Here is a 25,826-nt window from a genome sequence, read left to right as displayed (position 1 = left end):
CCCGCTTGCGCGGGCGGATGCCGCCAGTACCGGCACGACCAGGCCGGCGCACGACGCCGACCAGCTTGGTACAGCCGACTGTGGAACGGGAGGTGGGCTGCGAACTCGGTTACGGCACTGGGGTACGCTCTGCCCGCTCAGTGGGGCCGTGGGCCTGCAGCGAGAAGATCCGCTGAGGTGACATCCACGGCTGACATGAACAGCGCGAGATCGCGCAGGACAGAGACGGACATCGACGGACAACGTGGGCCCAATCGTGACCTGGATCACCGACGTCTATCGACTGGATGCGTAAATGGGATGATGTCGATATGAAGGGACGCGTCCTTGTCGTCGACGACGACACCGCACTGGCAGAGATGCTCGGCATCGTGCTGCGCGGCGAAGGCTTTGAACCATCGTTCGTCTCGGACGGTGACAAGGCTCTCGCAGCCTTCCGCGAGGCCAAGCCCGACCTGGTGCTGCTCGATCTCATGCTCCCCGGGCGGGACGGCATCGAGGTATGCCGGCTGATCCGGGCCGAGTCCGGAGTGCCGATCGTCATGCTCACCGCCAAGAGCGACACGGTCGATGTCGTGGTGGGCCTCGAATCGGGAGCGGACGACTACATCGTCAAGCCGTTCAAGCCGAAGGAGCTGGTGGCCCGGATCAGGGCCCGGCTGCGGCGTTCCGAGGAGCCCGCGCCCGAGCAGCTCGCCATCGGCGACCTGGTCATCGATGTCGCCGGGCACTCGGTGAAGCGGGACGGGCAGTCGATAGCGCTGACCCCGCTGGAGTTCGACCTGCTGGTCGCGCTGGCCCGTAAGCCGTGGCAGGTGTTCACCCGAGAGGTGCTCCTGGAGCAGGTGTGGGGCTACCGCCACGCCGCCGACACGCGGCTGGTCAACGTGCACGTACAGCGGCTGCGCTCGAAGGTCGAGAAGGACCCGGAGCGGCCCGAGATCGTGGTGACCGTGCGCGGCGTGGGTTACAAGGCCGGGCCGAGCTGACATGTCCGGGACCGGCTCCGCTCCGCAGTCCGGGAAGCCGGACGGCAGCGCCGCGGGAGGCACTCGTACGGGTCGTCCTGTCGACCCGTCGGGTGACATTCCGCTCTTCCGGCGGCTGTGGAGCGGCGGCCATCTGCTGCCCGACGGCGCGACCGGGGGACCGGCGCACCCGCTGATCCGGTTGTTCGGCCGGTGGATACGCCGTCCACTGGTGCCCGCCGCGCGGTTGTGGCGGCGCAACATCCAGCTGCGCGTGGTCGCCACCACGCTGCTGATGTCGCTGGGTGTGGTGCTGCTGCTCGGCCTCGTCGTGATCGGCCAGGTCCGTAACGGCCTGCTGGACGCCAAGCGGCACGCGGCGCAGTCCCAGGCCGCGGGCGGGTTCGAGGTGGCCGAGCAGATGGCCGACGCCGCTCGCGGCAGAAGCGGCCAGGACGAGGGCGGCGCGGGAAGCCGGGGCACGCAGAACTCCGGGACGTGGCTGACGGATCTGGTGCACCAGCTGGCCAGCGGCGGCAAGGGCTCGTACTCCGTGGTGGCGCTCAGCTCCGAATCCCCCGGGGATCCGTCCGTCGCCCACCGCGGCCCGCGGGCCTCGGGCGACATCAGCCCCGAAAGCGTGCCCGCGGACCTGCGGAAACGGGTCGGCGAGGGCACGGACACGTACGAGCAGTACGCCAAGATCGTGTACAACGGCTCCAACGATGACGAGCCGGCGCTGGTCATCGGCAAGCAGCGCAACGACAACAGCGGCAAGCCCTACCAGCTGTACTACGTCTTCCCCTTCACCCAGGAAGAGAAGTCCCTGAGCCTGGTCAAGGGGACGCTGGCCACGGCCGGGGTGTTCGTCGTCGTGCTGCTCGGCGCCATCGCCTGGGTCGTGGTGCGGCAGGTGGTCACGCCCGTACGGATGGCGGCGGGGATCTCCGAGCGGCTGGCCGCCGGTCTGCTGCAGGAGCGGATGAAGGTCACCGGAGAGGACGACATCGCCCGCCTCGGCGAGGCCTTCAACAAGATGGGGCAGAACCTCCAGGGCAAGATCCAGCAGTTGGAGGAGCTGTCCCGGATGCAGCGCCGTTTCGTCTCGGACGTGTCGCATGAGCTGCGCACCCCGCTGACGACCGTGCGGATGGCCGCGGACGTCATCCACGAGGCCCGCGACGACTTCGACCCCGTCACGGCACGGTCGGCGGAGTTGCTGATCGGGCAGCTGGACCGGTTCGAGTCGCTGCTCTCGGACCTGCTGGAGATCAGCCGCTTCGACGCGGGCGCGGCCGCGCTGGAAGCGGACTCGATCGATCTGCGCGATGTGGTCCACCGGGTCGTCGACGGGGCCGAGCCGCTCGCCGAGCGGAAGGGCAGCCGGATACTCGTGCGCGGCGCCGAGTACCCGGTGGTCGCCGAGGCCGACGCCCGGCGAGTCGAGCGGGTCCTGCGCAATCTCGTGGTCAACGCCGTCGAGCACGGCGAGGGCCGGGACGTGGTGGTGCGGCTCGCCGCGTCGCACAGCGCCGTCGCCGTCGCCGTACGGGACTACGGTGTCGGGCTCAAGCCGGGCGAGGCCACGCGCGTGTTCGACCGCTTCTGGCGGGCCGACCCGGCGCGGGCCCGGACGACCGGCGGTACCGGGCTCGGCCTGTCCATCGCCGAGGAGGACGCGCGGCTGCACGGGGGCTGGCTCCAGGCGTGGGGCGAGCCGGGCGGCGGCTCGCAGTTCCGGCTGACCCTGCCGCGCACCGCGGGGGACGCGCTGCGGGCCTCCCCGATCGCCCTGGAGCCGGAGGACTCGCGCCGCAATCGCGGTCTGCGGGCCTCCGGGCTGCCGCAGGGGCCGGGACGGCGCAGGGTGACGGCCCTGCCCACCCAGGTGCGCCCGGCGCTCCCTCCGGGCCGTCCGCAGCCCTCTACGGACCCCACTGGCCCCGTAGGCCCCACTGGCCCGGTAGGCCCCGCTGACCCCACCGATCCCGCCGCGCCGCGCGACGACGCGCGGACGTCCTCCGCGCCGCGCGACGACACCCAGTCCGCCGCATCGCGCGACGATGCCCGGTCGCCCGCGCGTGGTGGCGGGCAGCCGAACCGGACCGAATCGGGAGGCCCGACCCGTGGCCGCTGATCGCCAACGCCGCCCGCGGGGTCTCCGCCTCCGCCGTTCCCTGGGCGCCCCCGCGCTGCTGACCTGCGGCGCGCTGGTGCTGGCGGGGTGCGCCTCGATGCCCAGCAGCGGCGACGTGAGCCGCGTGGACTCCACCCCGCCCGGCGAGATCGACTCTCAGGTACGGGTCTACGGCGTGCGCCCGGGCGCGGGTGAGCAGCCCTCCGAGCTGGTCTCCGGCTTCCTGGAGGCGACCACGAGCGACGAGGAGAACTTCGGCACCGCGAAGATGTACCTCACCGGCGGCGCGGCCGAGAACTGGGACCCGTTCGCGGCCGTCACCGTCCTCGCGCAGGCCCCGAAGATCACGGTGACGGGGGACCGGGACGGCGACGGCGTGACCGTTGAGCTGTCCGGCACCCAGCTGGCCGAGGTGGACGCCCACCACGCGTACGAGCCGCGGGAGAAGCAGTACAAGAAGCGCATCCATGTGGCGAAGTCGGGTTCGGAGTGGCGGATCGACAGCCTCCCGCCCGGCGTGATCATGGTCGAGTCGGACTTCCAGCGCATTTACCACTCGGTCAACAAGTACTACTTCGCCCAGCTCGGCCCCGACGCCGATGCCTCGGGGGTCGGCGAGGACGTCCTGGTGGCCGACCCGGTCTATGTGCGCGAGCGCATAGATCCGATCACCTGGACGGTGAAGGCCCTGCTCGACGGCCCGACCAACTGGCTCGACCCGGTGGTCCGTACGGCCTTCCCGACCGGCACGGCGCTGCACGACGCCAAGAAGAAGCTCAGCCTCGACGGATCCAACGGGCTGGATATCCGGCTCAACGAGAAGGCGTCGGGTGCGGGTGAGGTGGGCTGCCGCCAGATGGCGGCGCAGGTGCTGTTCACTGTGCAGGACCAGGCGTCGGCGCACGTGAGCAACGTGCGGCTGGAGGGGCCCGACGGTTCGGAGCTGTGCTCGCTGTCGCGTGACGGTGCGCTCCGGTATGCCCCGGACTCCATCAACGGGCGCGCGGAGCACCAGTACTTCGTCGACAAGCGGCACCGCGTGATGCGCCTGTCGGACTCGGACCGGGAGGCGGCTCCCGCGCCGGGGCCGTTCGGCGAGGACACCGCCCAACTGGGTGCCGTAGCGGTGGCGCGGGACGAGCAGTTCGCCGCGGGCGTCTCCCGCGATGGCCGGAACCTGTACATCGCGGGGCTGGAACCCGGCGCGGAGCGTGGTGACGTCCAGCTCCACAGCCGGGCGGGGAGCGCGCGGAACGGGCTGTCGGCGCCCAGTTGGGACGGGCTCGGAGGGCTGTGGGTGGCCGACCGGGACCCCGAGCGGCCGCGGCTGCTGCGCCTGCACCGCAGCACCGAAGGCCCTGAGGAGGTCCGGATCCCGCAGCTGGACGGGCGGCGGATCGAGATGCTCCGTGTCTCGGCGGACGGCATGCGGATCGTGCTGCTGGTGGAGCGCGACGGCCATACGGAGCTGCTGATCGGGCGGGTCGAGCGGCGCGGTACCGCCGACGAGCCGGAGCTGTCGGTGGAGGGCCTGCGTCCGGTCGCGCCGAGGCTGGAGGAGGTCGACGCCGTCTCGTGGGCGGGCGGTAGCCGCCTGGTGGTCGCGGGCCGCGAGTCCCAGGGCGTGCAGCAGTTGCAGTACGTGGAGACGGACGGCTCGCCCGCGAACCTGCCGGCGCCGCCCAGTCCGAACCGGGTGGAGATGCTGGCCGCCTCGGAGGTGCCCGGTCGGCCGCTGGTCGCCGAGTCGATGGACGGCATCGTCAGGCTGCCGCAGAGCGGGAGCTGGAAGACGGTGGCCGGGGAGGGCTCCTCTCCGGTCTACCCGGGCTGAGTGCCGCCCTGACCTGCCTTGACCCGACCTCGGCCTTGGTCCGTTCTGGCCGTCCTGTGTCCCTCCTGACCCGGCTCTGACCTGGGCTTATGAGGGTTGTGGATAACTCTTCGGCCCGCTCGGCGAGCGGTTGTCCACAGGGGTGGCGGCTCTTCCCGCCTCGGGGGACAGTGGTGCCTGCGGGGACGATCGCCATGGGGCGGTGATCGCCAGGGGGAACGGCAGGCGGGGGTGGCCATGCGGGGGTGGTGGCAGGAGATCAGCGGTCTGGTGCTGCCGGTCGGCTGCGCCGGGTGCGGACGGCCGCGTACGGCGCTGTGCGGGCGGTGCCATGCGGCGGTGTGCGGGCAGGGAGCGCGGCGCGTGTGTCCGGAGCCGGTGCCGCCGGGGCTCCCGGCTGTTCATGCGTCAGGGGCGTACGGGGACGAGATACGGGCGGTGCTGCTCGCCCACAAGGAGCGCGGCGGACTGCGGCTGGCCGAACCCCTCGGGGCGGCCTTGGCGGGCGCGGTACGGGCTGCCGTCGGCGGTGGCGAGGCGGCGGGGCCGCGCCGCTGTCCCGGCGGGCCGCTGCTGCTCGTGCCGGTGCCGTCCGCGCGGCGTGCGGTGGCCGCGCGGGGCCACGATCCGGTCCGCCGCATCGCCTGCGCCGCGGCGGGCGCGCTGCGGCGCCGTGGAGTGCCGGCCAGGGTGCTGCCGGTGCTGCGGCAGCACCGGGGGGTGCGGGATCAGTCCGGGCTGGACGCGCGGCAGCGCAGGGCGAATCTCCGCGGGGCCTTGGGCGTGGCGGCGGGTGCCGGGGCGCTGCTGGCGGCGGGGCCGGTGGTCCTGGTGGACGACCTGATGACGACCGGGGCATCGCTGGCGGAGGCGGCGCGTGCGGTCACGGACGCCGGGGGTCCGGTCGCGGGTGCCGCCGTGGTCGCCGCACCACCGGTTGCGTTCGAAATGAACCGGAACTCAAATAGAACATAGATCGTTGCAGGTAGTGGGGGAAACCGAACACTCGACTGGAGGTACGGGCGGGTAAGGGGTGCCGACTTCCGCGTAGGAGGGCTATGTTCGGTTGTGAGGGATGGCAGGCGCTATGCCTCGGATAGCCGCTTGGTGGCAAATTGTGCTGCTCCTTTCGGACAGTGGCAGAGGTGGGTGGCGATCTTGTTCATGGGGGAGGAAGGGGTGAAAGCCGCCAAGCCGGTGGCTCCGGGAAACCTCGGAGCCTAGTGCAGCAAGGGACGCGCTCCGCGCTCGCCGTGGAGCGACCCGGGAACGGAGTTCTGCGTGGACATCGTCGTCAAAGGCCGCAAAACAGAGGTGCCCGAGCGGTTCCGGAAGCACGTGGCGGAAAAGCTGAAGCTGGAGAAAATCCAGAAGCTCGACGGCAAGGTGATCAGCCTGGACGTCGAGGTGTCCAAGGAACACAACCCCCGGCAGTCGGACCGCTCCGACCGAGTCGAGATCACCCTGCGGTCCCGTGGGCCGGTGATCCGGGCGGAAGCCGCGGCCGCAGATCCGTACGCAGCGCTGGACCTGGCAGCGAGCAAGCTGGAGGCGCGCATGCGAAAGCAGCACGACAAGCGCCACACACGTCGTGGCAACGGCAGGATCCCGGCCAGTGACGTGGCCATCGCGGTCCCCGAGGCCGCCCGTATCAACGGCACCGGGGAGATCGCCGCGCAGCGCACGGTCGAGGGCGTGCCGACCACCCGGATGGGCCCCCTGGAGGTCAAGGGAGAAGGGCCGCTGGTCGTGCGCGAGAAGACGCACGCCGCGGCGCCGATGACGCTGGGCCAGGCGCTCTACGAGATGGAGCTGGTCGGACATGACTTCTATCTGTTCGTCGACTCCGACACCAAGCAGCCGAGTGTGGTCTACCGGCGGCACGCCTACGACTACGGCGTGATCCACCTGGAGCCCGAGGCGTTCGTGGGAGAGGAAGCCGGAGGGGCGGGCGGCTCGCTCGGCGGCTGACCGGTCCGGCGCCGGGCCGCGCGATGTGATGTCACGGTGGTGCCCCGGGGTGACTGTGCGCCCCCGGGGCACCAGTGTGCCGTCCTTGCGGCACCACCCCACCGCCCGGGCATGAAATCATGACCGAGCGCGCAACCGGCGTAGGGACCCGACCGGTTGACGGCGCAAAGCCGCGCGCAGAGAGCGCGCGCAGCAAGGGCCATGGCCTTCAGGGGGAGGAACGATGGCGGACAGCTTCGGGCCGGTATCCGAGGGAGACCACGATCGCGGCGTCGAGGCCGGTGCCGACAGGGGTGGGGCGCGTGAGGAGCCGATCCGGGTGCTCGTGGTGGACGATCACGCGCTCTTCCGGCGCGGACTGGAGATCGTCCTCAAGCAGGAGGAGGACATCGAGGTCGTCGGTGAGGCGGCGGACGGCGCGGAGGCCGTGGACAAGGCGGCCGACCTGCTGCCCGACATCGTGCTGATGGACGTCCGGATGCCCAAGCGCGGCGGGATCGAGGCGTGCACCTCCATCAAGGAGGTGGCACCCAGCGCCAAGATCATCATGCTGACGATCAGTGACGAGGAGGCCGACCTCTACGACGCGATCAAGGCGGGCGCCACGGGTTACCTCCTCAAGGAGATCTCCACCGACGAGGTCTCCACCGCCATCCGGGCGGTCGCCGACGGCCAGTCCCAGATCAGCCCCTCGATGGCCTCCAAACTCCTCACCGAGTTCAAGTCGATGATCCAGCGCACGGACGAGCGCCGACTGGTGCCCGCGCCCCGGCTGACCGACCGGGAGCTGGAGGTTCTCAAGCTCGTCGCGACCGGAATGAACAACCGCGACATCGCCAAGGAGCTCTTCATCAGCGAGAACACGGTGAAGAACCATGTGCGCAACATCCTGGAGAAGCTCCAGCTGCACTCGCGGATGGAGGCCGTGGTGTACGCGATGCGGGAGAAGATCCTCGAGATCCGCTAAGCGGCGAGAAACCCCGTCGGACTCGGAACTCCTCCGGGATTCTCGCCCCCGTCGGACGCGGACTCCTCCGGGATGTCCCGCCGCTGCCCGGTACCGCGGCTAGCCCAGTGCCGCGGCCAGCGGCGCCGCCAGCTCCGGCTGGTCCACCCGCTCGATCCGGACGTCGTCGCAGCCCACCCATTCGGCGGCCTCCCTCAGCGCCCGGGCCATCGGCCCGACGGCCTTCGGCGTCTCCAGCGCCACCTGACGCGCCACCAGCGTCCGCCCTCCCTCGCCGGGTCGACCCGGCCCAGCAGCCTGCCGCCGGACAGCAGCGGCATCGCGAAGTAGCCGTACACCCGCTTGGCCTTGGGGACGTACGCCTCCAGCCGGTGGGTGAAGCCGAAGATCCGCTCCGTGCGCGCCCGGTCCCATATCAGGGAGTCGAAGGGGGACAGCAGCGTCGTGCGGTGCCGGCCGCCGTTCACCGATGCCGCCGCGAGCGCCTCGGGATGGGCCCAGGCGGGCTTCCCCCAGCCCGCCACCTCCACCGGCACCAGCCCCGAGTCGGCGATCACGCTGTCCACCTGCTCGCCCCTGAGACGGTGGTAGTCGGCCAGGTCCGCGCGGGTGGCCACGCCCAGCGACTGCCCGGCCAGCCGCACCAGCCGCCGCAGGCACTCCGCGTCGTCCAGGTCGTCGTGGAGCAGCGCGCCCGGCACCGCACGCTCCGCCAGGTCGTACACCCGCTTCCAGCCACGGCGCTCGGTGCAGACCACCTCGCCGTGCATCAGCGCCCGCTCGACGGCGACCTTCGCCTCCGACCAGTCCCACCACGGGCCGCCGTTCTTGGCGCCGCCCAGTTCCGTGGCGGTCAGCGGGCCCTGGGCGCGCAGCTGCTTGATGACCGCCTCGTACGCCCCGTCCGCCAGCTCGTGACCCCAGTGCGGGCGGGCCCGGTAGGCCCGCCGCCGGAAGGCGAAGTGCGGCCACTCCTCGATGGGCAGGATGCAGGCCGCGTGCGACCAGTACTCGAAGCCGGCCGGGGCGCCGGTCGGGGAGCCCGACACGCCCGCCGCGGCGGGCGTCCAGTACGCGTCCTCCACCGTCCGGCGGCCGATCGCGCCGAGGCGCGCGTACGGCACGAGCTCATGGGAGCGGGCCAGCACGGAGATCGTGTCCAGCTGCACCGCGCCCAGGTGGCGCAGCACCCCCCGGACCCCGCCTCTGCGATCCGGTGCGCCCAGGAAACCTTGGGCACGCAGCGCGATCCGGCGCGCCTCGTCGGCGGACAGACTGACCTCGGGCACAGGGGCCGCAATGGAGACAGCACTCGTCATGCGGACACCGTAGAGGTCACCCCTGACAATCGGCCCTGACCAGGCACGATGCCCATGCTGTGCAGACAGCTCCCGGCCGCCCTCGGGCCGTGCCGGCCGGGGGCCGCGGTCAGGGATTCAGGAGGGATTCAGGACTGCGGGCCGGGCAGGTACGGCGCGGCCGAGGGAAGGCCCCAGTCCGAGGGCAGGAGCGATCCGGTCCAGGCGTCCCGCCGCGTGCCTTCGTACGGGATCTTCGCCCGCAGCGTGCCCTCCATCCGGAAGCCGATCTTCAACGCGACCGCCCGGGAGCCCACGTTCCCGGCCTCCGCGTACCACTCCATGCGCTCCACGCCCAGCTCCGTGAAGGCCCAGTCGACCAGGGTCCGTCCCGCCTCGGAGGTGTAGCCGCGGCCGCGGTGCTCCTTCGCGGTCCAGTAGCCCAGCTCGGCCTGCCGCTCCGGGCCGCGCAGGTCGGCCAGCCGGACCAGGCCCACGGCGCCGACCAGCGCCCCGCCGTCCTTGGTGACCGCCGCGAGGTTGTACGTCATGTCGTCCCGCCAGCCGTCCGGGCAGATCCGCCCGACGAAGTCCGCCGCGTGGTCGCGCGTGTAGGGAGAGGGCACGTTGGTCCATCGCGGAATGTCGGGGTCCTGGCACGCCGCGTACACGGCCGGAGCGTCGGAGGGCTCGAAGGGGCGCAGGACCAGGCGCTCGCTGGTGAGGGTGATGGGCTCCATGGCCCGAGTCTGGTGCCCGGGGCCAGGGGCGCGCGAGCGAAATCCCGCGGCATCACCGGGGGCGGCACGGGCACCTTGGGCGTCCTCCGTACGTTGGGTCTGACAGGTGACACCTGGTCTTCGTAAGGACGGACCTCCCGGTGCGGCGGGGTCCTGTCTTACGATGGCCGTTGCGGCGGGGCCAGCGCCGCTTGATAATGCCGCGCCAGCGCACCCGACCGTGCCACGCCCGACCGGCAAGGAGCCAGCCTACGTGTCCGTCCTCAACAAGCTCATGCGTGCAGGCGAAGGAAAGATCCTGCGCAAGCTGCACCGCATCGCGGACCAGGTCAATTCCATCGAAGAGGACTTCCTGAGCCTCTCCGACGCCGAGCTGCGCGCCCTCACGGACGAGTACAAGGAGCGGTACGCCGACGGCGAGAGCCTCGACGACCTGATGCCCGAGGCGTTCGCCACCGTCCGCGAAGCCGCCAAGCGCGTCCTCGGCCAGCGTCACTACGACGTCCAGATGATGGGTGGCGCGGCCCTCCACCTCGGTTATGTGGCCGAGATGAAGACCGGTGAGGGCAAGACCCTCGTCGGCACGCTGCCCGCCTACCTCAACGCGCTGTCCGGCAAGGGCGTCCACCTGATCACGGTGAACGACTACCTGGCCGAGCGCGACTCCGAGATGATGGGCCGGGTGCACAAGTTCCTCGGTCTCGAGGTCGGCTGCATCCTCGCCAACATGACGCCCGCGCAGCGCCGCGAGCAGTACGCGTGCGACATCACCTACGGCACCAACAACGAGTTCGGCTTCGACTACCTGCGCGACAACATGGCGTGGTCGAAGGACGAACTGGTCCAGCGCGGGCACAACTTCGCGATCGTCGACGAGGTCGACTCCATCCTGGTCGACGAGGCCCGTACGCCGCTGATCATCTCCGGCCCGGCCGACCAGGCGACCAAGTGGTACGGCGACTTCGCCAAGCTGGTCACCCGGCTGACCAAGGGCGAGGCCGCCAACCCGCAGAAGGGCCTGGAGGAGACCGGGGACTACGAGGTCGACGAGAAGAAGCGCACCGTCGGCATCCACGAGAGCGGTGTCAGCAAGGTCGAGGACTGGCTGGGCATCGACAACCTCTACGAGTCGGTCAACACCCCGCTCGTCGGCTACCTGAACAACGCCATCAAGGCCAAGGAACTGTTCAAGAAGGACAAGGACTACGTCGTCATCGACGGCGAAGTCATGATCGTCGACGAGCACACCGGCCGTATCCTCGCCGGCCGCCGCTACAACGAGGGCATGCATCAGGCGATCGAGGCGAAGGAAGGGGTGGAGATCAAGGACGAGAACCAGACGCTCGCCACGATCACCCTCCAGAACTTCTTCCGCCTCTACGACAAGCTCTCCGGCATGACCGGTACGGCCATGACCGAGGCGGCCGAGTTCCACCAGATCTACAAGCTGGGCGTCGTGCCGATCCCGACGAACCGGCCGATGATCCGGATGGACCAGTCCGACCTGATCTACCGCACCGAGGTCGCCAAGTTCGACGCCGTCGTCGAGGACATCGTCGAGAAGCACGAGAAGGGCCAGCCGGTCCTGGTCGGCACCACCTCCGTCGAGAAGTCCGAGTACCTCTCCCAGCAGCTCAACAAGCGCGGGGTGCGGCACGAGGTGCTCAACGCCAAGCAGCACGACCGAGAGGCGATCATCGTCGCCGAGGCCGGCCGCAAGGGCGCGGTCACGGTCGCGACCAACATGGCCGGCCGCGGTACGGACATCAAGCTCGGCGGCAACCCCGACGACATCGCCGAGCGGGAGCTGCGCGGCCAGGGCCTGGACCCGGTGGAGCACGTCGAGGAGTGGGCGGCCGCGCTGCCCACCGCCCTGGAGCGCGCCGAGGCCGCGGTCAAGGCCGAGTTCGAGGAGGTCAAGGAGCTCGGCGGGCTGTATGTGCTGGGCACCGAGCGGCACGAGTCGCGGCGTATCGACAACCAGCTGCGCGGTCGTTCCGGCCGTCAGGGCGACCCCGGCGAGTCCCGGTTCTACCTGTCGCTCGGCGACGACCTGATGCGGCTGTTCAAGGCGCAGATGGTCGAGCGCGTGATGGCCATGGCCAACGTCCCCGACGACGTTCCGATCGAGAACAAGATGGTCACCCGCGCCATCGCCTCCGCCCAGTCGCAGGTCGAGCAGCAGAACTTCGAGACCCGCAAGAACGTCCTGAAGTACGACGAGGTCCTCAACCGGCAGCGCGAGGTCATCTACGGTGAGCGCCGCCGGGTCTTGGAGGGCGAGGACCTGCACGAGCAGATCCGCCACTTCATGGACGACACGATCGACGCCTACATCCAGGCCGAGACCGTGGAGGGCTTCGCCGAGGAGTGGGACCTGGACCGCCTGTGGGGTGCGTTCAAGCAGCTCTACCCGGTGCAGGTGACCATCGAGGAACTGGAGGAGGATGCCGGCGACCGTGCCGGGATCACCGCCGAGTTCATCGCCGAGGAAGTCAAGGCGGACATCCACGCGCAGTACGACGCGCGCGAGAAGGAGCTCGGCTCGGAGATCATGCGCGAGCTGGAGCGTCGCGTGGTGCTGTCGGTGCTGGACCGCAAGTGGCGTGAGCACCTCTACGAGATGGACTACCTCCAGGAGGGCATCGGCCTGCGCGCGATGGCCCAGAAGGACCCGCTGGTCGAGTACCAGCGCGAGGGCTTCGACATGTTCACCGCCATGATGGAGGGCATCAAGGAGGAGTCCGTCGGCTACCTGTTCAACCTGGAGGTCCAGGTCGAGCAGCAGGTCGAGGAGGTCCCGGTGCAGGACGCGGAGGACAAGGCGTCGCTGCGGAAGGACAAGGAGGCCGCGGTTCCGGCGGCCGCGGGCGGCCGGCCGGAGATCCGCGCCAAGGGCCTGGAGGCCCCGCAGCGCCCGGACAAGCTGCACTTCACCGCGCCGAAGGTGGACGGCGAGGGCGACATCGTCGAGGGCGACTTCGCCACCAGCGACCAGCCGCCGGCGCCGCGTGCGTCGGAGTCGGACGGCCTGACGCGCGCGGAGCGCCGCAAGGCGGCCGCGAAGGGCGGACGGCGCCGCAAGAAGTGAGTGCGTGACCGGTGACGGGTTACGGGCCGGGGCACGGCGGCGCAGGCCGCGGTGCCCCGGCCCGTCCGTTGTCCGGGCCTTGGGCTCGGGCTCGGACTTCGGGCTGGTCGATCAGCGGGGGTGTTGCGTCGGGCCCACCTCCACGGCCGCGCAGCGCCAGCGGTCGTCCGGCCCGCGCTCCAGCCGGAACGCGAACGCCCGCAGCCGGTCGCCGGAGGCGATGCGCGCGAAGGCCTCGATGACGCCGTCCCGCGGCTGGTACTCGCCGCAGCGCTCGAGGTAGGGGGCGGTCGCCGCCCCGTCGGAGACGGTACGTAAAGGAGCCTGCGGCGCGAGGGCCACCAGCTGGTCGTACGCCTCGGGGAGGGCGTGGCCCAGCAGGATGTGCACGGGGCGCTGCCCGCTGAGGGTGAGCAGCAGCCGGTGCGCGAACCAGTAGCGCGGCAGGTGTTCCCGTGCCTGGCGCCGCGCGGCGGCGGTCGCCTGCGCCGACACCAGCCGGGTGCCGCCGGGCCGCCGGGCATCGCGGCGGCCGGGCGGCCCGGTGCGGGCCGAGGGGCGCGTGCGGGACTGCGCGGGTACGCGCGGAGGCGCGGCGCGGTGCGCGGTCCGGCTCGCCGCGCGGGACGGGGTCGTGCCCGCGATGGTCTCCGCGCCGGTGCCCGCGATGGTCGCCGCGGCGGTTCCCGCGTTGGGATGAGCCGCGCGGTTGACGGCGCGAGCCGCGAGATCTGCGGCGGCCGCCGCCTGTGCGCCGGCGAGCGGAGGCCCCGGGTCCGATCCATGCGCGGTGCCCGCGGGCTGCACGGCCGGCGGGCTGTCGACCGCCTCGGCGCCGCAGCGCGGCGGTGTGGCGCCCTCGCCGGACGCCGTGGCCGCCGAGTCCGCCCCAGGGACGGCCTCCGGCGAGCTCGGGGCGCGGTCTGCCGTCGGTACGTCCTCGGTTCGGCCCGTCCCCGGGCGTGCCGTCGCGTCAGCCGGTGCCCTGTGTGCTGTCGCGATGGTGCTTCCGTTCCTGTTCATCATCGGTCCCCCCACTCCAGGCCGTCGGCCCGGTGGATACCAGTGAGTAACTTCGGTGGTGTGCTCTTCTACCGAGGTGTTTCCGGCAGCGGCAAGAGGGACTGCCCCATGCCGGGGCGGCAGGGGAGGTTTCCCCTATCAGGGGGGTGAGGCAGTGCGCGGCCAACTGCCCCTACCGGGCGCTCGGCTGCGCCGGGCGGGGACGCGCGCCCGTATGCTGGCTCCACATCCGTCCATCCGCACGCTCGAAGAGGGCTTTCACGAAAGCGGCAGCCATGCGCGTCTATGTCCCCCTGACTCTCCCCGGGCTCGCCGAGGCGCACAAGGCGGGCGAGCTGGGTCCGGCGCCGCTGGACGCGTACGCCGTGACGCCCGCGCTGCGCGAGTGGTACGTCTCCGACGACGTCGAGGAGCTGGAGTACGCGGCGCTGAGCCGCGCCGCGCAGGCGTCGCTGCGCCGCCTCGCCGTGGACCCCCAGGCGCCGCGCCGCCGGGTCGTCGTGGCGGTGGACGTCGCCGAGGGGGCGGCGGTCGCCGATCCCGACCGGGGCCTGGACCAGTCCGCGCTCGGCGAGGTGCGGATCACCTCCGCCGTGCCGCTGGCCAAGGCCGCCGCGGTGCACGTGGACGCCGGCGACGCGGAGGCGGACGTCGCCGCGGCCGCCGAGGCGCTGGGCGCCGCCGACCTCGGTGACGACGACGCGCAGTTCGTCGTGGACGGGGCGGAGGACCACGAGCTGCTGTGGTACGCCACGCAGGAGATCCCCAACCTCATCGGCTGAGCCGCCCCGGTATCCACCCCCGCATCCACCTCGTATCCACAAGCCGTCCCGTCTGTCAGACCCGGTCGGTACCGTCTTGGGCATGGGGAAGAACGCGGCACATATTGTCTGGGACTGGAACGGCACGCTCCTGCACGACATCGACGCCGTCATCGCGGCGACGAACGCCTCCTTCGAGGAGATCGGCCTGCCGCCGATCACGCTGGAGCGCTACCGGGAGCTGTACTGCGTCCCGGTGCCGCGGTTCTACGAGCGGCTGATAGGCAGACTGCCCACCGAGGAGGAGTGGCAGGTCATGGACGCCACCTTCCACCGCTACTACTGGGTCATGGCGGAGAACGCCGGGCTGGCTCTGGGGGCCAAGCAGCTGCTGGCCGACTGGCAGGCCGCGGGGTTCACGCAGTCCCTGTGCTCGCTGGCCCCGCACGACCTGTTGGTTCCGCTGGTGCGCACGCACGGCATCGAGCAGCACTTCGTGCGGGTGGACGGCCGGATCGGTGAAAGCAACACCGGCAAGGCCGCGCAGATGGTGAGCCATCTCGCGGCGCTGGAGGGCGTGCCGCCGGAGCAGGTCGTGGTGATCGGGGACGCGGCGGACGACGCGATAGCCGCCGCGCACGCGGGCGCTCACGCCGTGCTCTACACCGGTGGCTCGCACAGCCGGGCGAGCCTTGAGGCCGCCGGGGTGCCGGTGGTCGACACCTTGACCGAGGCCGCGGAGTTGGCGGGTCGGATGGCCGGAGCCCGCCCGTCCAACGGCTCGGTTGTATAAGGCCGATCGCCTGGCGCGATCACGTATGCGCTGACACAGGCGCCGGGCGGGCCGGAAATCCCGTCCGGAGCCTGCGAGTCCGGCGCGCACCTCGCCGGGGTCTTTGGTGTTTGTCAGCCCACCTTCGTACTGGCCCGCAGGACCTTCAGGAACTCGCGCATCCACGCCGGGTTGTCCGGCCACGCCCGTGCCGACACCAGCGGGCCGTCCACCACGACCTCCTTGTCCTGGAATCCCGCCCCGGCGGCCTGCATGTCCGGCTCCAGTGCCGGATACGCGGTCACCCTGCGCCCCGTGAGACCGTCGATGGCCGCCGTCAGCAGGGGGCCGTGGCAGGTCTGGGCGACCGGCTTGTCCGCGTCGAAGAACGCCTTGAGGATCTTGCGCAGTTCCGGGTCGTTGCGCAGGTACTCGGGGCCCGGCCGCCCGGAATCACGAGGGCGGCGTACTGTCCCGGGTCGACTTCCGCGAAGGCGAGATCCGCCGGCCAGGTGTACCCTGCCTTCTCGGTGTACGTGTCGAAGCCCTCCTCGAAGTCGTGCACGACGAAGCGCAGCTTCTTGCGGCTCGGGGCGGCGATGTGGACCTCGTACCCCTCCTCGCGCAACCGCTGGTACGGGTAGAAGACCTCCAGTGACTCCGCCGCGTCACCGGTAACGATCAGGACCTTCGCAGCCGTCATGCTGCCCACCTCTGCCTCGTCACGTGATTCCACGCTACTCGCCGTCCCGCTCACCCTGCATCCGCAAGCGCCGAGTGCCAAGAGGGTGAAGAGGGGATCAGGTGTTCGCGTCACTGTCCGCACCGTCAAACTTCCGGGCCGGGTTTTGTACACATACGGCTCATGACGGCGTCGGGGGTAAGAGCGATAGCCTTACGGCGTGATCGGCGCGATATCCACCAGGGGCGACGAAGCCCCTGCCCTGCGCCCGGGCCATCGTCGTGCTCGGGCCGCCGCTGATCCGTGCCGCCAGGGATCTTGGCCAATTCCGGACAAGAACGGCCCTGCCTTCTCCCATTCGGGCATACCGTCGTATCAGAGCGGACATTCCGCGTCGCGAGGTATGGCCTTCACCAACGATGTCTCGCAACGGCGCGCGACAGGAGCCAGAGGACATGCAGACCAAGCTGGACGAAGCCAAGGCCGAGCTGCTCGCACGGGCTGCCCGGATCGCTGAGAACGGCCCCGCCGGGGGGCCCGCGCACGGCCTGGGTGAGGAGTCCCGCGCCGCGTACCTCCAGCGCTACTACCTGCACACCGCCCCCGAAGACCTCGCCGGACGCGACCCGGACGACGTCCTGGGCGCGGCGTTGTCCCACTACCGGCTGGCGGAAAACCGCCCCCAGGGCACCGCGAACGTCCGGGTCCACACCCCCACCGTCGAGGAGAACGGGTGGACCTGCCCGCACTCGGTGGTCGAGGTCGTCACCGACGACATGCCCTTCCTGGTCGACTCCGTCACCAACGAGCTGTCCCGCCAGGGCCGCGGCATCCACGTGGTGATCCACCCGCAGGTGATCGTCCGCCGCGACCTGACCGGCAAGCTCATCGAGATCCTCGACAACGGCTCCGACCGGCACGATGCCGCGGCCGCCGCCGGCCTGCCGCACGACGCCCTCACCGAGTCCTGGATCCACGTCGAGATCGACCGGGAGACCGACCGCGGCGACCTCAAGCAGATCACCGCCGACCTGCTGCGCGTGCTCTCCGACGTCCGTGAGGCCGTCGAGGACTGGGAGAAGATGCGCGACTCCGCGCTGCGTATCGCCGAGGAGCTGCCCTCCGAGCCCATCGCCGGCGACCTGCGCGACCAGGAGGTGGACGAGGCCCGCGAGCTGCTGCGCTGGCTGGCCGACGACCACTTCACCTTCCTGGGCTACCGCGAGTACGAGCTGATCCAGGCGCCCACCGAGAGCGGTGGCGAGGAGGACGTGCTGGCCGTCGTCCCCGGCACCGGGCTCGGCATCCTGCGCTCCGACCCGCACCACCACGACGGCCACGGCGGCCAGGAGTACGCGCCCAACACGCGGATCGGCGCCTCCCCGTCGTTCAGCCGGCTGCCCGCCGACGCCCGCGCCAAGGCCCGCGAGCACAAGCTGCTGGTCCTCACCAAGGCCAACAGCCGCGCCACCGTGCACCGGCCCTCGTACCTCGACTACATCGGCGTCAAGAAGTTCGACTCCGACGGCAACGTGATCGGCGAGCGCCGCTTCCTGGGCCTGTTCTCCTCGGCCGCGTACACCGAGTCGGTGCGCCGCGTGCCCGTCATCCGGCGCAAGGTCCAGGAGGTCCTCGAGGGCACGGGCTTCTCGTCCAACAGCCACGACGGCCGCGACCTGCTCCAGATCCTGGAGACCTACCCGCGCGACGAGCTGTTCCAGACCCCGGCCGACCAGCTGCGGTCGATCGTCACCTCCGTGCTGTACCTCCAGGAGCGCCGCAAGCTGCGGCTGTTCCTGCGCCAGGACGAGTACGGGCGCTACTACTCCGCGCTGGTCTACCTGCCGCGCGACCGCTTCACCACCGACGTCCGGCTGCGGCTCACCGACATCCTGCTGGAGGAGCTGAACGGCCGCACCCCGGTCGACTTCACCGCTCTGCACACCGAGTCCGTGCTCTCCCGGCTGCACTTCGTCGTCCGCGTCCAGCCCGGCACCGAGCTGCCCGACCTCACCGACGCCGACATCGAGCGCATCGAGCACCGGCTCGTCGAGGCCGCCCGCTCCTGGGCCGACGGCTTCGCCGAGGCGCTGGGCGCCGAGGTCGGCGAGGAGCGCGCGGCGGAGCTGATGCGCCGCTACGCCAACGCCTTCCCCGAGGGCTACAAGGCCGACCACTCGCCGCGCGCCGCCGTCGCCGACCTCCAGCACCTGGACCGGCTGGCCGCCGCGGGCCGCGAGGGGGACTTCGCGCTCAGCCTGTACGAGCCGGTCGGCGCGGCCCACGGCGAGCGCCGCTTCAAGATCTTCCGTACGGGCGAGCAGGTCTCGCTCTCCGCGGTGCTGCCGGTCCTGAACCGGCTCGGCGTCGAGGTCGTCGACGAGCGCCCGTACGAGCTGCGCTGCTCGGACCGGACCACCGCCTGGATCTACGACTTCGGGCTGCGGCTGCCGGCCACCCGCGCCAACGGCGAAGCGCTCGCCGACGACGCCCGCGAGCGCTTCCAGAACGCGTTCGCCGCCGTGTGGACCGGCCAGGCCGAGAACGACAACTTCAACCAGCTCGTGCTGGGAGCCGGCCTCGACTGGCGGCAGGCGATGGTGCTGCGCGCCTACGCCAAGTACCTGCGGCAGGCAGGGGCGACTTTCAGCCAGGCGTATATGGAGGACACCCTCCGCAACAACGTCCACACCACCCGGCTGCTGGTCTCCCTCTTCGAGGCCCGGATGTCGCCGGAGCGGCAGCGGGCGGGCACCGAGCTGACCGACGCCCTGCTGGAGGAGCTGGAAGCGGCCCTGGACCAGGTCGCCTCGCTGGACGAGGACCGCATCCTGCGCTCCTTCCTCACGCTCATCAAGGCGACGCTGCGCACCAACCACTTCCAGAAGAACAAGGGCGGCGAGCCGCACTCCTACCTGTCGATCAAGCTGGACCCGCAGGCCATCCCGGACCTGCCCGCGCCCCGCCCGGCGTACGAGATCTGGGTGTACTCCCCGCGGGTCGAGGGCGTCCACCTGCGCTTCGGCAAGGTCGCGCGCGGCGGCCTGCGCTGGTCCGACCGGCGCGAGGACTTCCGTACCGAGATCCTGGGCCTGGTCAAGGCGCAGATGGTGAAGAACACCGTCATCGTGCCGGTGGGCGCCAAGGGCGGCTTCGTCGGCAAGCGGCTGCCCGACCCGTCCGTGGACCGCGACGCGTGGCTGGCCGAGGGCGTCGCCTGCTACAAGACGTTCATCTCCGGCCTGCTGGACATCACCGACAACATGGTCGGCGGGCAGGTCGTGCCTCCGAAGGACGTCGTCCGCCACGACGGCGACGACACCTACCTTGTCGTCGCCGCCGACAAGGGCACGGCCACCTTCTCCGACATCGCCAACGAGGTCGCCCAGGCGTACGGGTTCTGGCTCGGCGACGCGTTCGCCTCCGGCGGCTCCGCCGGATACGACCACAAGGGCATGGGCATCACCGCCCGCGGCGCCTGGGAGTCGGTCAAGCGGCACTTCCGCGAGCTGGGGCACGACACCCAGACGCAGGACTTCACCGTCGTCGGCGTCGGTGACATGTCCGGTGACGTGTTCGGCAACGGCATGCTGCTGAGCGAGAACATCCGCCTGGTCGCCGCCTTCGACCACCGGCACATCTTCCTCGACCCGAACCCGGACGCGGCGACCTCCTACGCCGAGCGCCGCCGCCTGTTCGAACTGCCGCGCTCCTCGTGGGCGGACTACGACACCTCGCTGCTCTCCGCGGGCGGCGGCGTCCACGCGCGCAGCGCCAAGTCCATCACCATCACCCCGCAGGTCCGCGCGGCCCTGGGCATCGAGGGCGGCAGCGCCAAGATGACCCCGGCCGAGCTGATGAAGGCCATCCTCAAGGCACCGGTCGACCTGCTGTGGAACGGCGGCATCGGCACGTACGTCAAGGCGCACACCGAGACGCACGCCGACGTCGGCGACAAGGCGAACGACGCGATCCGGGTCGACGGCCAGGACCTGCGGGTCAAGGTCGTCGGCGAGGGCGGCAACCTCGGTCTGACCCAGCTCGGCCGCATCGAGTTCGCCATCGCCGGCGGCCGGATCAACACCGACGCGATCGACAACAGCGCGGGCGTGGACACCTCCGACCACGAGGTGAACATCAAGATCCTGCTCAACGCGGTCGTCACCGACGGCGACATGACCGTCAAGCAGCGCAACAAGCTGCTCGCGGAGATGACCGACGAGGTCGGCGCGCTGGTGCTGCGCAACAACTACGCCCAGAACGTCGCCCTGGCCAACGCCGTCGTCCAGGCCCCCAGCCTGCTCCACGCCCACCAGCGGTCCATGCGCCGCCTGGTGCGCGACGGAGCCCTGGACCGCGCGCTGGAGTTCCTGCCCACCGACCGGCAGATCCGCGAGCGGCTCACCTCCGGGCGCGGGCTGACCCAGCCCGAACTGGCCGTGCTGCTCGCCTACACCAAGATCACGGTGGCGGAGGAGCTGATCGGCACCAGCCTGCCCGACGACCTCTACCTCCAGCGCCTGCTGCACGCGTACTTCCCCAGCGCGCTGAACGAACGGTTCGGCGAGCAGATCGACGCCCACGCGCTGCGCCGCGAGATCGTCACCACGGTGCTGGTCAACGACACGGTCAACACCGGTGGTTCGACCTTCCTGCACCGCCTGCGGGAGGAGACCGGCGCGTCCGTCGAGGAGATCGTCCGTGCCCACACCGCCGCCCGCGCCATCTTCGGGCTCGGCGAGGTGTGGGACGCCGTCGAGGCACTGGACAATGTCGTCGCCGCCGACGTCCAGACCCGTATCCGGCTGCACTCGCGCCGGCTGGTCGAGCGCGGCGCCCGCTGGCTGCTCAACAACCGCCCGCAGCCGCTGGAGCTGGCCGAGACCATCGACTTCTTCCACGACGGCGTGGCGACGGTCTGGAGCGAGCTGCCGAAGCTGCTGCGCGGCGCGGACCTGGACTGGTACCAGCAGATCCACGACGGGCTGACCGGCGCCGGTGTGCCGGACGAGCTGGCGACCCGGGTGGCGGGCTTCTCCTCCGTCTTCCCGGCGCTGGACGTGGTCGCCATCGCCGACCGCACGGACAAGGACCCGCTGGCCGTCGCCGAGGTCTACTACGACCTGGCCGACCGGCTGCGGATCACCCAGCTCATGGACCGCATCATCGAGCTGCCGCGCGCGGACCGGTGGCAGTCGATGGCCCGCGCCTCCATCCGCGAGGACCTGTACGCGGCGCACGCCGCCCTCACCGCCGACGTGCTGGCGGCCGGGAACGGCGCGGCCTCGCCGGAGCAGCGGTTCACGACGTGGGAGGGCCAGAACGCGGCGATCCTGCAGCGGGCGCGCACCACGCTGGACGAGATCCAGGGCTCGGAGACCTTCGACCTGGCGAACCTGTCGGTGGCGATGCGGACGATGCGGACGCTGCTGCGGTCGCGGGCGTAGGCGGTAGGCGCTGAGGGGCGGTACGGGGTTTCCGTACCGCCCCTCGGGCGTTTGTCACGGCGGAGCTCAAGGCTCTACGGCTCGAAGCGCGTCCACTCCGCGTCGAACATCGGGATATCAGCCGCTGGGTTTCTCTGCTCGCCCGGGAGGACCTTGGTGATCTTCAGCATGGCGAGGTTCTTGTCGGTCGTGACGGTGCACAGCACATCGCCCTGGCGGATCAGGGGGTTGGCCCCGGTCAACTGTTCCTTCTCCAGGACGTCCGGCAGCGTCTGCTGGCCGCGTGCGGCGGCCGCGCAGTCCTTGACGGAATCGCTCTTCGCCTTGCCGAACTTGGTGCGGAAGATGATCCTGTGGCCGTCGATGTTCATTTCCTCGGTGCCCACTTTGACCACGTCCCGGTCGTTGCTCCGCTCGAAGCCGAAGTCGGCGTCGAGGTCGTAGAACGTCTCCATGTTCACGGAACTCCCCTCATCGGGGATGGCCCACATGTAGACCGTTTCGTCCTTGACGTCGCTCGCCGTGTACGTGCTGGGGTCGCTGTTCCTGGGCTTGTCGTCGCCTCCGCTGCTCATGATCACGGCTCCGGCGACCGCCAGCGCCACCACGCCGCCCCCGATCAGGAGCGGTTTGCGGTTGCGGCGCGCGGGCACGGGCACGGGCACAGCGGGCGGCTGCGGAGCGGGGGCGGCGGCCTGAGTGGGGGCGTACGCCTGGTAGGCCGGTGCTACGGGGCCAGGGGGCGCCGCCTGGGTGGGGACGTACGTGGCTGGGGGCACCGGCGCGGTCGGCGGCGCGGTCGGCGGCGCTGCCTGGGGCTGGGGTTGGGGCGTGGGTTGCGGCTGCGGCGGCTGGAGGGCGGCCTGTTCCCGGCGGGCGATCTCTCCGGCGAGCTGGGGCGGCAGCCAGCCGGTGAAGTCGGACAGCTGCCGTCCGGAGACCTGCTGGCACCAGTCGGCGAGGGCCGCGGGGGTGGGGCGGGCGGCCGGGTCCGCGGCGAGGCAGACCTCCAGGAGCGGCCGGAGCTGGTCCGGGTAGCCGCTCAGGTCCGGGGGCTGCACCTGCGTGTTGGCGATCTGGGCCGCGACGGAGAGGCCCGATCCGTCGCCGTAGGGGTGGCGGCCGGTCGCCACGACGGCGGCGATCAGGCCGAGGGCGAAGACGTCCGTGGCCGGGGTGACCTTCCGGCCCAGGGCGTGCTCCGGGGACATGTACTGCGGGGTGCCGATGAAGCCGCCGGTCCGGGTCAGCTGGGTGGTGTCGGTGGCGCGGGCGATGCCGAAGTCGATGACCCACGGGCCCTGGGAGCTGAGCAGGATGTTGCTGGGCTTGAGGTCGCGGTGGATGACGGAGACGGCGTGGACCGACACCAGGGCCCGGGCGGTGCAGCCGACGACCTGGAGGGCCGCGGGCAGCGGCAGCGGGCCGAAGGCGGCCATGGCGTCGTCCAGGGCGAGGCCGGCGACGTAGGAGGTGGCGATCCAGGGCTGGTCGCCGTTCATGTTGTGGTCCAGCACCGGCACGATGTGGTAGCCGGAGACCCGGCGGGCGGCCTGGACCTCGGCCTCGAAGCGGGCGCGGAAGTCCGGGTTCTGGGCGAATCCGCGCCGGATCAGCTTCAGGGCCACGGGCTGGTCGCCTCGGGTGCGGGTGAGGTAGACCGAGCCCATGCCGCCCTCGCCGATCTTGGCGAGCAACTGGTAGCCGGAGACCTCCCGTGGGTCGTCCGGCCCCAGCGGCTTCAGGACGGGCTGATGGGCGTGCGGCATCGGGTCCCCCAAGGTGGCGCGGCAATGGCCTGATGTTATCGATGGCATGCCCAGGCCATCCGGCGACCAGCGGCCCTGGGGGACACGATCCGGCATCGCGGGCGCCGCCGGTGTCGGCGACGCGGTCGAGGCCGCGGTTGAGCACGCGGTCAAGGACCGTGGTCACGTACGCGGCCGGTCCCGAAGCGGTCGCAGCCGTCGTCGCAGGGCCATGCCCAGCTTGACCGGGGCCACCTCGAACACCAGCGTCGACTCCGGCCCGCGGACCAGGGGCTTGGCGTAGTGCGGGCGGCCGAGGCGGAACCAGTGGGTGCCGGGGAGGCCGCCCAGGCGGGGCACGGCCGCGGTGCTGCCCGGCCCGTCGCCCAGGACCAGCACCACCGTCCAGCGGCCGGGGCGCAGGGCTCTGACGGGCAGCCGGGCGGTGAACGCGTCGCGGTTCCCGTCCCGCTCGTAGTGGACGGGGGCCTCCAGGGGGTCGTGCGGCGCGCGCGAGCCGTTGGCTCCGGTGGCGCGCAGCCGCAGTGCGCCGCCGCCCTCCGCCGCCCGGCCGCCGCCGCGCGCCGCGTCGCCGGTCAGCCGTCCGGCGACGACCAGGGTGCCCGGGGCTGCGGGGTCCCAGCGGACGTCGGTGACCCGGCAGGGGGCGGTGTGCTCGGTGGGCCCCTGCGCCCCGACGCCGAGCGAGAAGTTGCCGTACGGGGTGAAGAAGGGCGTCACGACGGTGGGCGGGGCGTCGGGGGCGCCCACCGTCGGCGCGGCGTCGGGCGCACCCACCGTCGGCGCGGCGTCGGGCGCGCGCGCCGGCAGGGGCCGCGGTGGCGGCGGCGTACGCGTCCCGTCGTCCTCCGTACGGGCCCGCCGGAGCCGGACGGTGCGGCTGACGTCCTGCGCCGTCACGTCCAGGAACAGGTCCCAGATCCCCTGGCCCAGCGGGGCGCCGCCGTCCGCGGTGGCCAGGTCGATGTCGACGGCGAAGCCCGCGTTCTCGTGGATGCCGTCGCCGGGCACGTCGGGCGGCGCGGTGCGCGGCGCGGTCGGCAGCCGTACGTCGGGCCGGTGGCTGTCCCGCTTGCGCAGCACCACCTCGGTGCGCGGATCGAGGGTGGCGACGTGCTCGATGCAGGCGTGGCCGGTCAGCCGCAGGACGCCGTCGGAGCGCCACCGCGCGGTGTCGAGGGCGTGGTGCACCGGCAGCCGGTCGGTGACGTCGAAACACACGTCGGGGACGCCTGCCGCCGGGTCGCGGAAGAACGGGTGGAGCCAGTACACCCGGCCCTTGTCGACCAGGTGGCCGCGCCGCGCGTCCTCCTTGGCGTTCCGGGCGACGGTCAGCACGTCCTCGAAGCGGTCGGCGCGCAGCAGATGGACCAGCAACCGGTCGGGCGCGTCGATCAGCCGGCGCACCCCGTCGGTCGCCCAGCGCTCCGCCCAGCGCCGGAACTCGGGGAAGAAGACCTCCCGCGCGTCCTGCTCGCTCTCGCGCGGCAGCAGCGCCCGCAGCGGCCCGCACAGCTCCCACTCGACGTGGCGGCGCATGATCCGGTCGCGGCGCGGCCCCGGTTCGAGGTGGCGGGCCACGGTCTCGAAGCACAGCCGGGTGCCGTCCATGCGGTGGACGAGGTCGGAGGCGACGCGGGTGAGGTTGTTGCCGTTCTCGCGGTTGCGGACGTAGTAGCAGTCGTAGTCGGCGACCACGGAGATGCCGTCCGCGTTGAGGTAGGCGGCGGCGGTGAAGGGCTTGTCCTCGCAGTTGCGGTAGGGCGGGAAGCGCAGCCCCAACCGCTCGATGAGGGCGCGGCGGAAGAGCTTCCAGCAGCCCAGGGTCCGGTAGGCGGCGGAGGAGAAGATGTCGGTGCGGGGCTGGTTGTGCCGGAAGACGGCCGTGGGGACGGCGCGCCCGCCCAGGCCGACCATCTTGCCGAGGACGATGTCCGTGGCGTTCTCGTCGGCCATGGCCACCATGCGGCGCAGCGCGTCGGGCCCCAGGTAGTCGTCGGAGTCGAGGAAGAAGACGAAGTCGCCGCGGGCCAGGTCGAGGCCGGTGTTGCGGGGGCCGCCCGCGCACCCGGAGTTCTTCTGGTGGACGACGCGCAGTGCGGGGCAGGCGCTGGCGAGCCGGTCCAGTTCCGCCCCGGTGCCGTCGGTGGAGCCGTCGTCGACCGCGATGATCTCGATCCGGTCCAGGCCGAGGGTCTGCTCCATCGCGGAGGTGACGCAGTGGGTCAGCTCGGGCATGGCGTTGTAGGCGGGGATGATCACGCTGACGCGCGGCGGGGCGGTGGCGGGGCGGCAGGCATGGCGGGCGTCGGACCTCCGGTGTCGTGGCGGCGGCGGTGCCGTGGCGGGTGGCGGGTGGCGGCGGT

General features: G+C 71.5%; 13 protein-coding genes and 3 pseudogenes. 10 read left to right on the top strand and 6 right to left on the bottom strand.

Features of this window, described 5'->3' with window-relative positions:
* Positions 1-311 precede the first annotated feature (311 nt).
* From mtrA to Q3Y56_RS12835, 6 genes are all read left to right on the top strand, one after another.
* Positions 312-989: a two-component system response regulator MtrA gene (gene mtrA, locus Q3Y56_RS12860; protein WP_030250475.1), complete on the top strand. Its 678-nt coding sequence runs from the start codon at positions 312-314 to the stop codon at positions 987-989.
* Between the two features lies 1 nt (position 990).
* Positions 991-3,105 (top strand): MtrAB system histidine kinase MtrB, encoded by a 2,115-nt coding sequence (gene mtrB, locus Q3Y56_RS12855; RefSeq protein ID WP_304462070.1) that lies wholly within the window; start codon positions 991-993, stop codon positions 3,103-3,105.
* Positions 3,095-4,939: an LpqB family beta-propeller domain-containing protein gene (locus tag Q3Y56_RS12850; RefSeq protein ID WP_304462069.1), complete on the top strand. Its 1,845-nt coding sequence runs from the start codon at positions 3,095-3,097 to the stop codon at positions 4,937-4,939. The genes mtrB and Q3Y56_RS12850 overlap by 11 nt, the downstream gene beginning before the upstream one ends.
* Positions 4,940-5,176: 237 nt before the next feature.
* Positions 5,177-5,914: a ComF family protein gene (locus tag Q3Y56_RS12845; RefSeq protein WP_304465579.1), complete on the top strand. Its 738-nt coding sequence runs from the start codon at positions 5,177-5,179 to the stop codon at positions 5,912-5,914.
* Positions 5,915-6,220: 306 nt separating this feature from the next.
* A complete protein-coding gene (raiA, locus tag Q3Y56_RS12840; protein ID WP_304462068.1) occupies positions 6,221-6,910 on the top strand; it encodes a ribosome hibernation-promoting factor, HPF/YfiA family in 690 nt (229 codons plus the stop codon).
* A 223-nt stretch (positions 6,911-7,133) separates the two neighbouring features.
* Positions 7,134-7,877 carry a response regulator transcription factor gene (locus Q3Y56_RS12835; RefSeq protein WP_304462067.1) on the top strand — a complete coding sequence of 248 codons (744 nt, stop codon included), beginning with the start codon at positions 7,134-7,136 and terminating at the stop codon, positions 7,875-7,877.
* A 99-nt stretch (positions 7,878-7,976) separates the two neighbouring features.
* On the opposite strand, the pseudogene Q3Y56_RS12830 reads toward Q3Y56_RS12835, so the two are convergent.
* Both Q3Y56_RS12830 and Q3Y56_RS12825 read right to left on the bottom strand, forming a co-directional pair.
* Positions 7,977-9,196 (bottom strand): annotated as a pseudogene (locus Q3Y56_RS12830) (winged helix-turn-helix domain-containing protein).
* A gap of 128 nt (positions 9,197-9,324) precedes the next feature.
* On the bottom strand, positions 9,325-9,915 hold the full coding sequence (locus Q3Y56_RS12825) for a GNAT family N-acetyltransferase (RefSeq protein WP_304462066.1): 591 nt from the start codon (positions 9,913-9,915) through the stop codon (positions 9,325-9,327).
* A gap of 253 nt (positions 9,916-10,168) precedes the next feature.
* On the opposite strand from Q3Y56_RS12825, the gene secA reads away from it, so the two are divergent.
* Positions 10,169-13,006, top strand: coding sequence for a preprotein translocase subunit SecA (secA, locus tag Q3Y56_RS12820; RefSeq protein ID WP_304462065.1), 2,838 nt, complete (start codon positions 10,169-10,171; stop codon positions 13,004-13,006).
* 111 nt (positions 13,007-13,117) lie between these two features.
* Here the strand turns inward: secA and Q3Y56_RS12815 are convergent, their stop codons facing one another.
* Positions 13,118-14,032: an Rv3235 family protein gene (locus Q3Y56_RS12815; RefSeq protein WP_304462064.1), complete on the bottom strand. Its 915-nt coding sequence runs from the start codon at positions 14,030-14,032 to the stop codon at positions 13,118-13,120.
* 272 nt (positions 14,033-14,304) lie between these two features.
* Here Q3Y56_RS12815 and Q3Y56_RS12810 point away from each other — a divergent pair, with 272 nt between their 5' ends.
* Entirely contained in the window at positions 14,305-14,811 is a 507-nt protein-coding gene (locus Q3Y56_RS12810) for a hypothetical protein (RefSeq protein ID WP_304462063.1), read from the top strand.
* Between the two features lie 82 nt (positions 14,812-14,893).
* A complete protein-coding gene (locus tag Q3Y56_RS12805; protein WP_304462062.1) occupies positions 14,894-15,583 on the top strand; it encodes an HAD family hydrolase in 690 nt (229 codons plus the stop codon).
* A gap of 113 nt (positions 15,584-15,696) precedes the next feature.
* Here Q3Y56_RS12805 and Q3Y56_RS12800 read toward each other — a convergent pair.
* Positions 15,697-16,265, bottom strand: a pseudogene (locus Q3Y56_RS12800) (DJ-1/PfpI family protein).
* 434 nt (positions 16,266-16,699) lie between these two features.
* Between Q3Y56_RS12800 and Q3Y56_RS12795 the strand changes: the two are divergent.
* Positions 16,700-21,691 carry an NAD-glutamate dehydrogenase gene (locus tag Q3Y56_RS12795; RefSeq protein WP_304462061.1) on the top strand — a complete coding sequence of 1,664 codons (4,992 nt, stop codon included), beginning with the start codon at positions 16,700-16,702 and terminating at the stop codon, positions 21,689-21,691.
* Positions 21,692-21,765: 74 nt separating this feature from the next.
* Here the strand turns inward: Q3Y56_RS12795 and Q3Y56_RS12790 are convergent, their stop codons facing one another.
* Both Q3Y56_RS12790 and Q3Y56_RS12785 read right to left on the bottom strand, forming a co-directional pair.
* Positions 21,766-23,460 (bottom strand): serine/threonine-protein kinase, encoded by a 1,695-nt coding sequence (locus Q3Y56_RS12790; protein WP_304462060.1) that lies wholly within the window; start codon positions 23,458-23,460, stop codon positions 21,766-21,768.
* A gap of 162 nt (positions 23,461-23,622) precedes the next feature.
* Positions 23,623-25,725 (bottom strand): annotated as a pseudogene (locus Q3Y56_RS12785) (glycosyltransferase family 2 protein); the annotation flags it as partial.
* Between the last annotated feature and the right edge of the window lie 101 nt (positions 25,726-25,826).

Origin of the sequence: Streptomyces sp. XD-27, assembly GCF_030553055.1 — a bacterium.
Classification (GTDB): Bacteria; Actinomycetota; Actinomycetes; order Streptomycetales; family Streptomycetaceae; genus Streptomyces.
The sequence above is the reverse complement of the archived record's forward strand: the minus strand, read 5'-3'. Positions and strand labels throughout refer to the sequence as shown.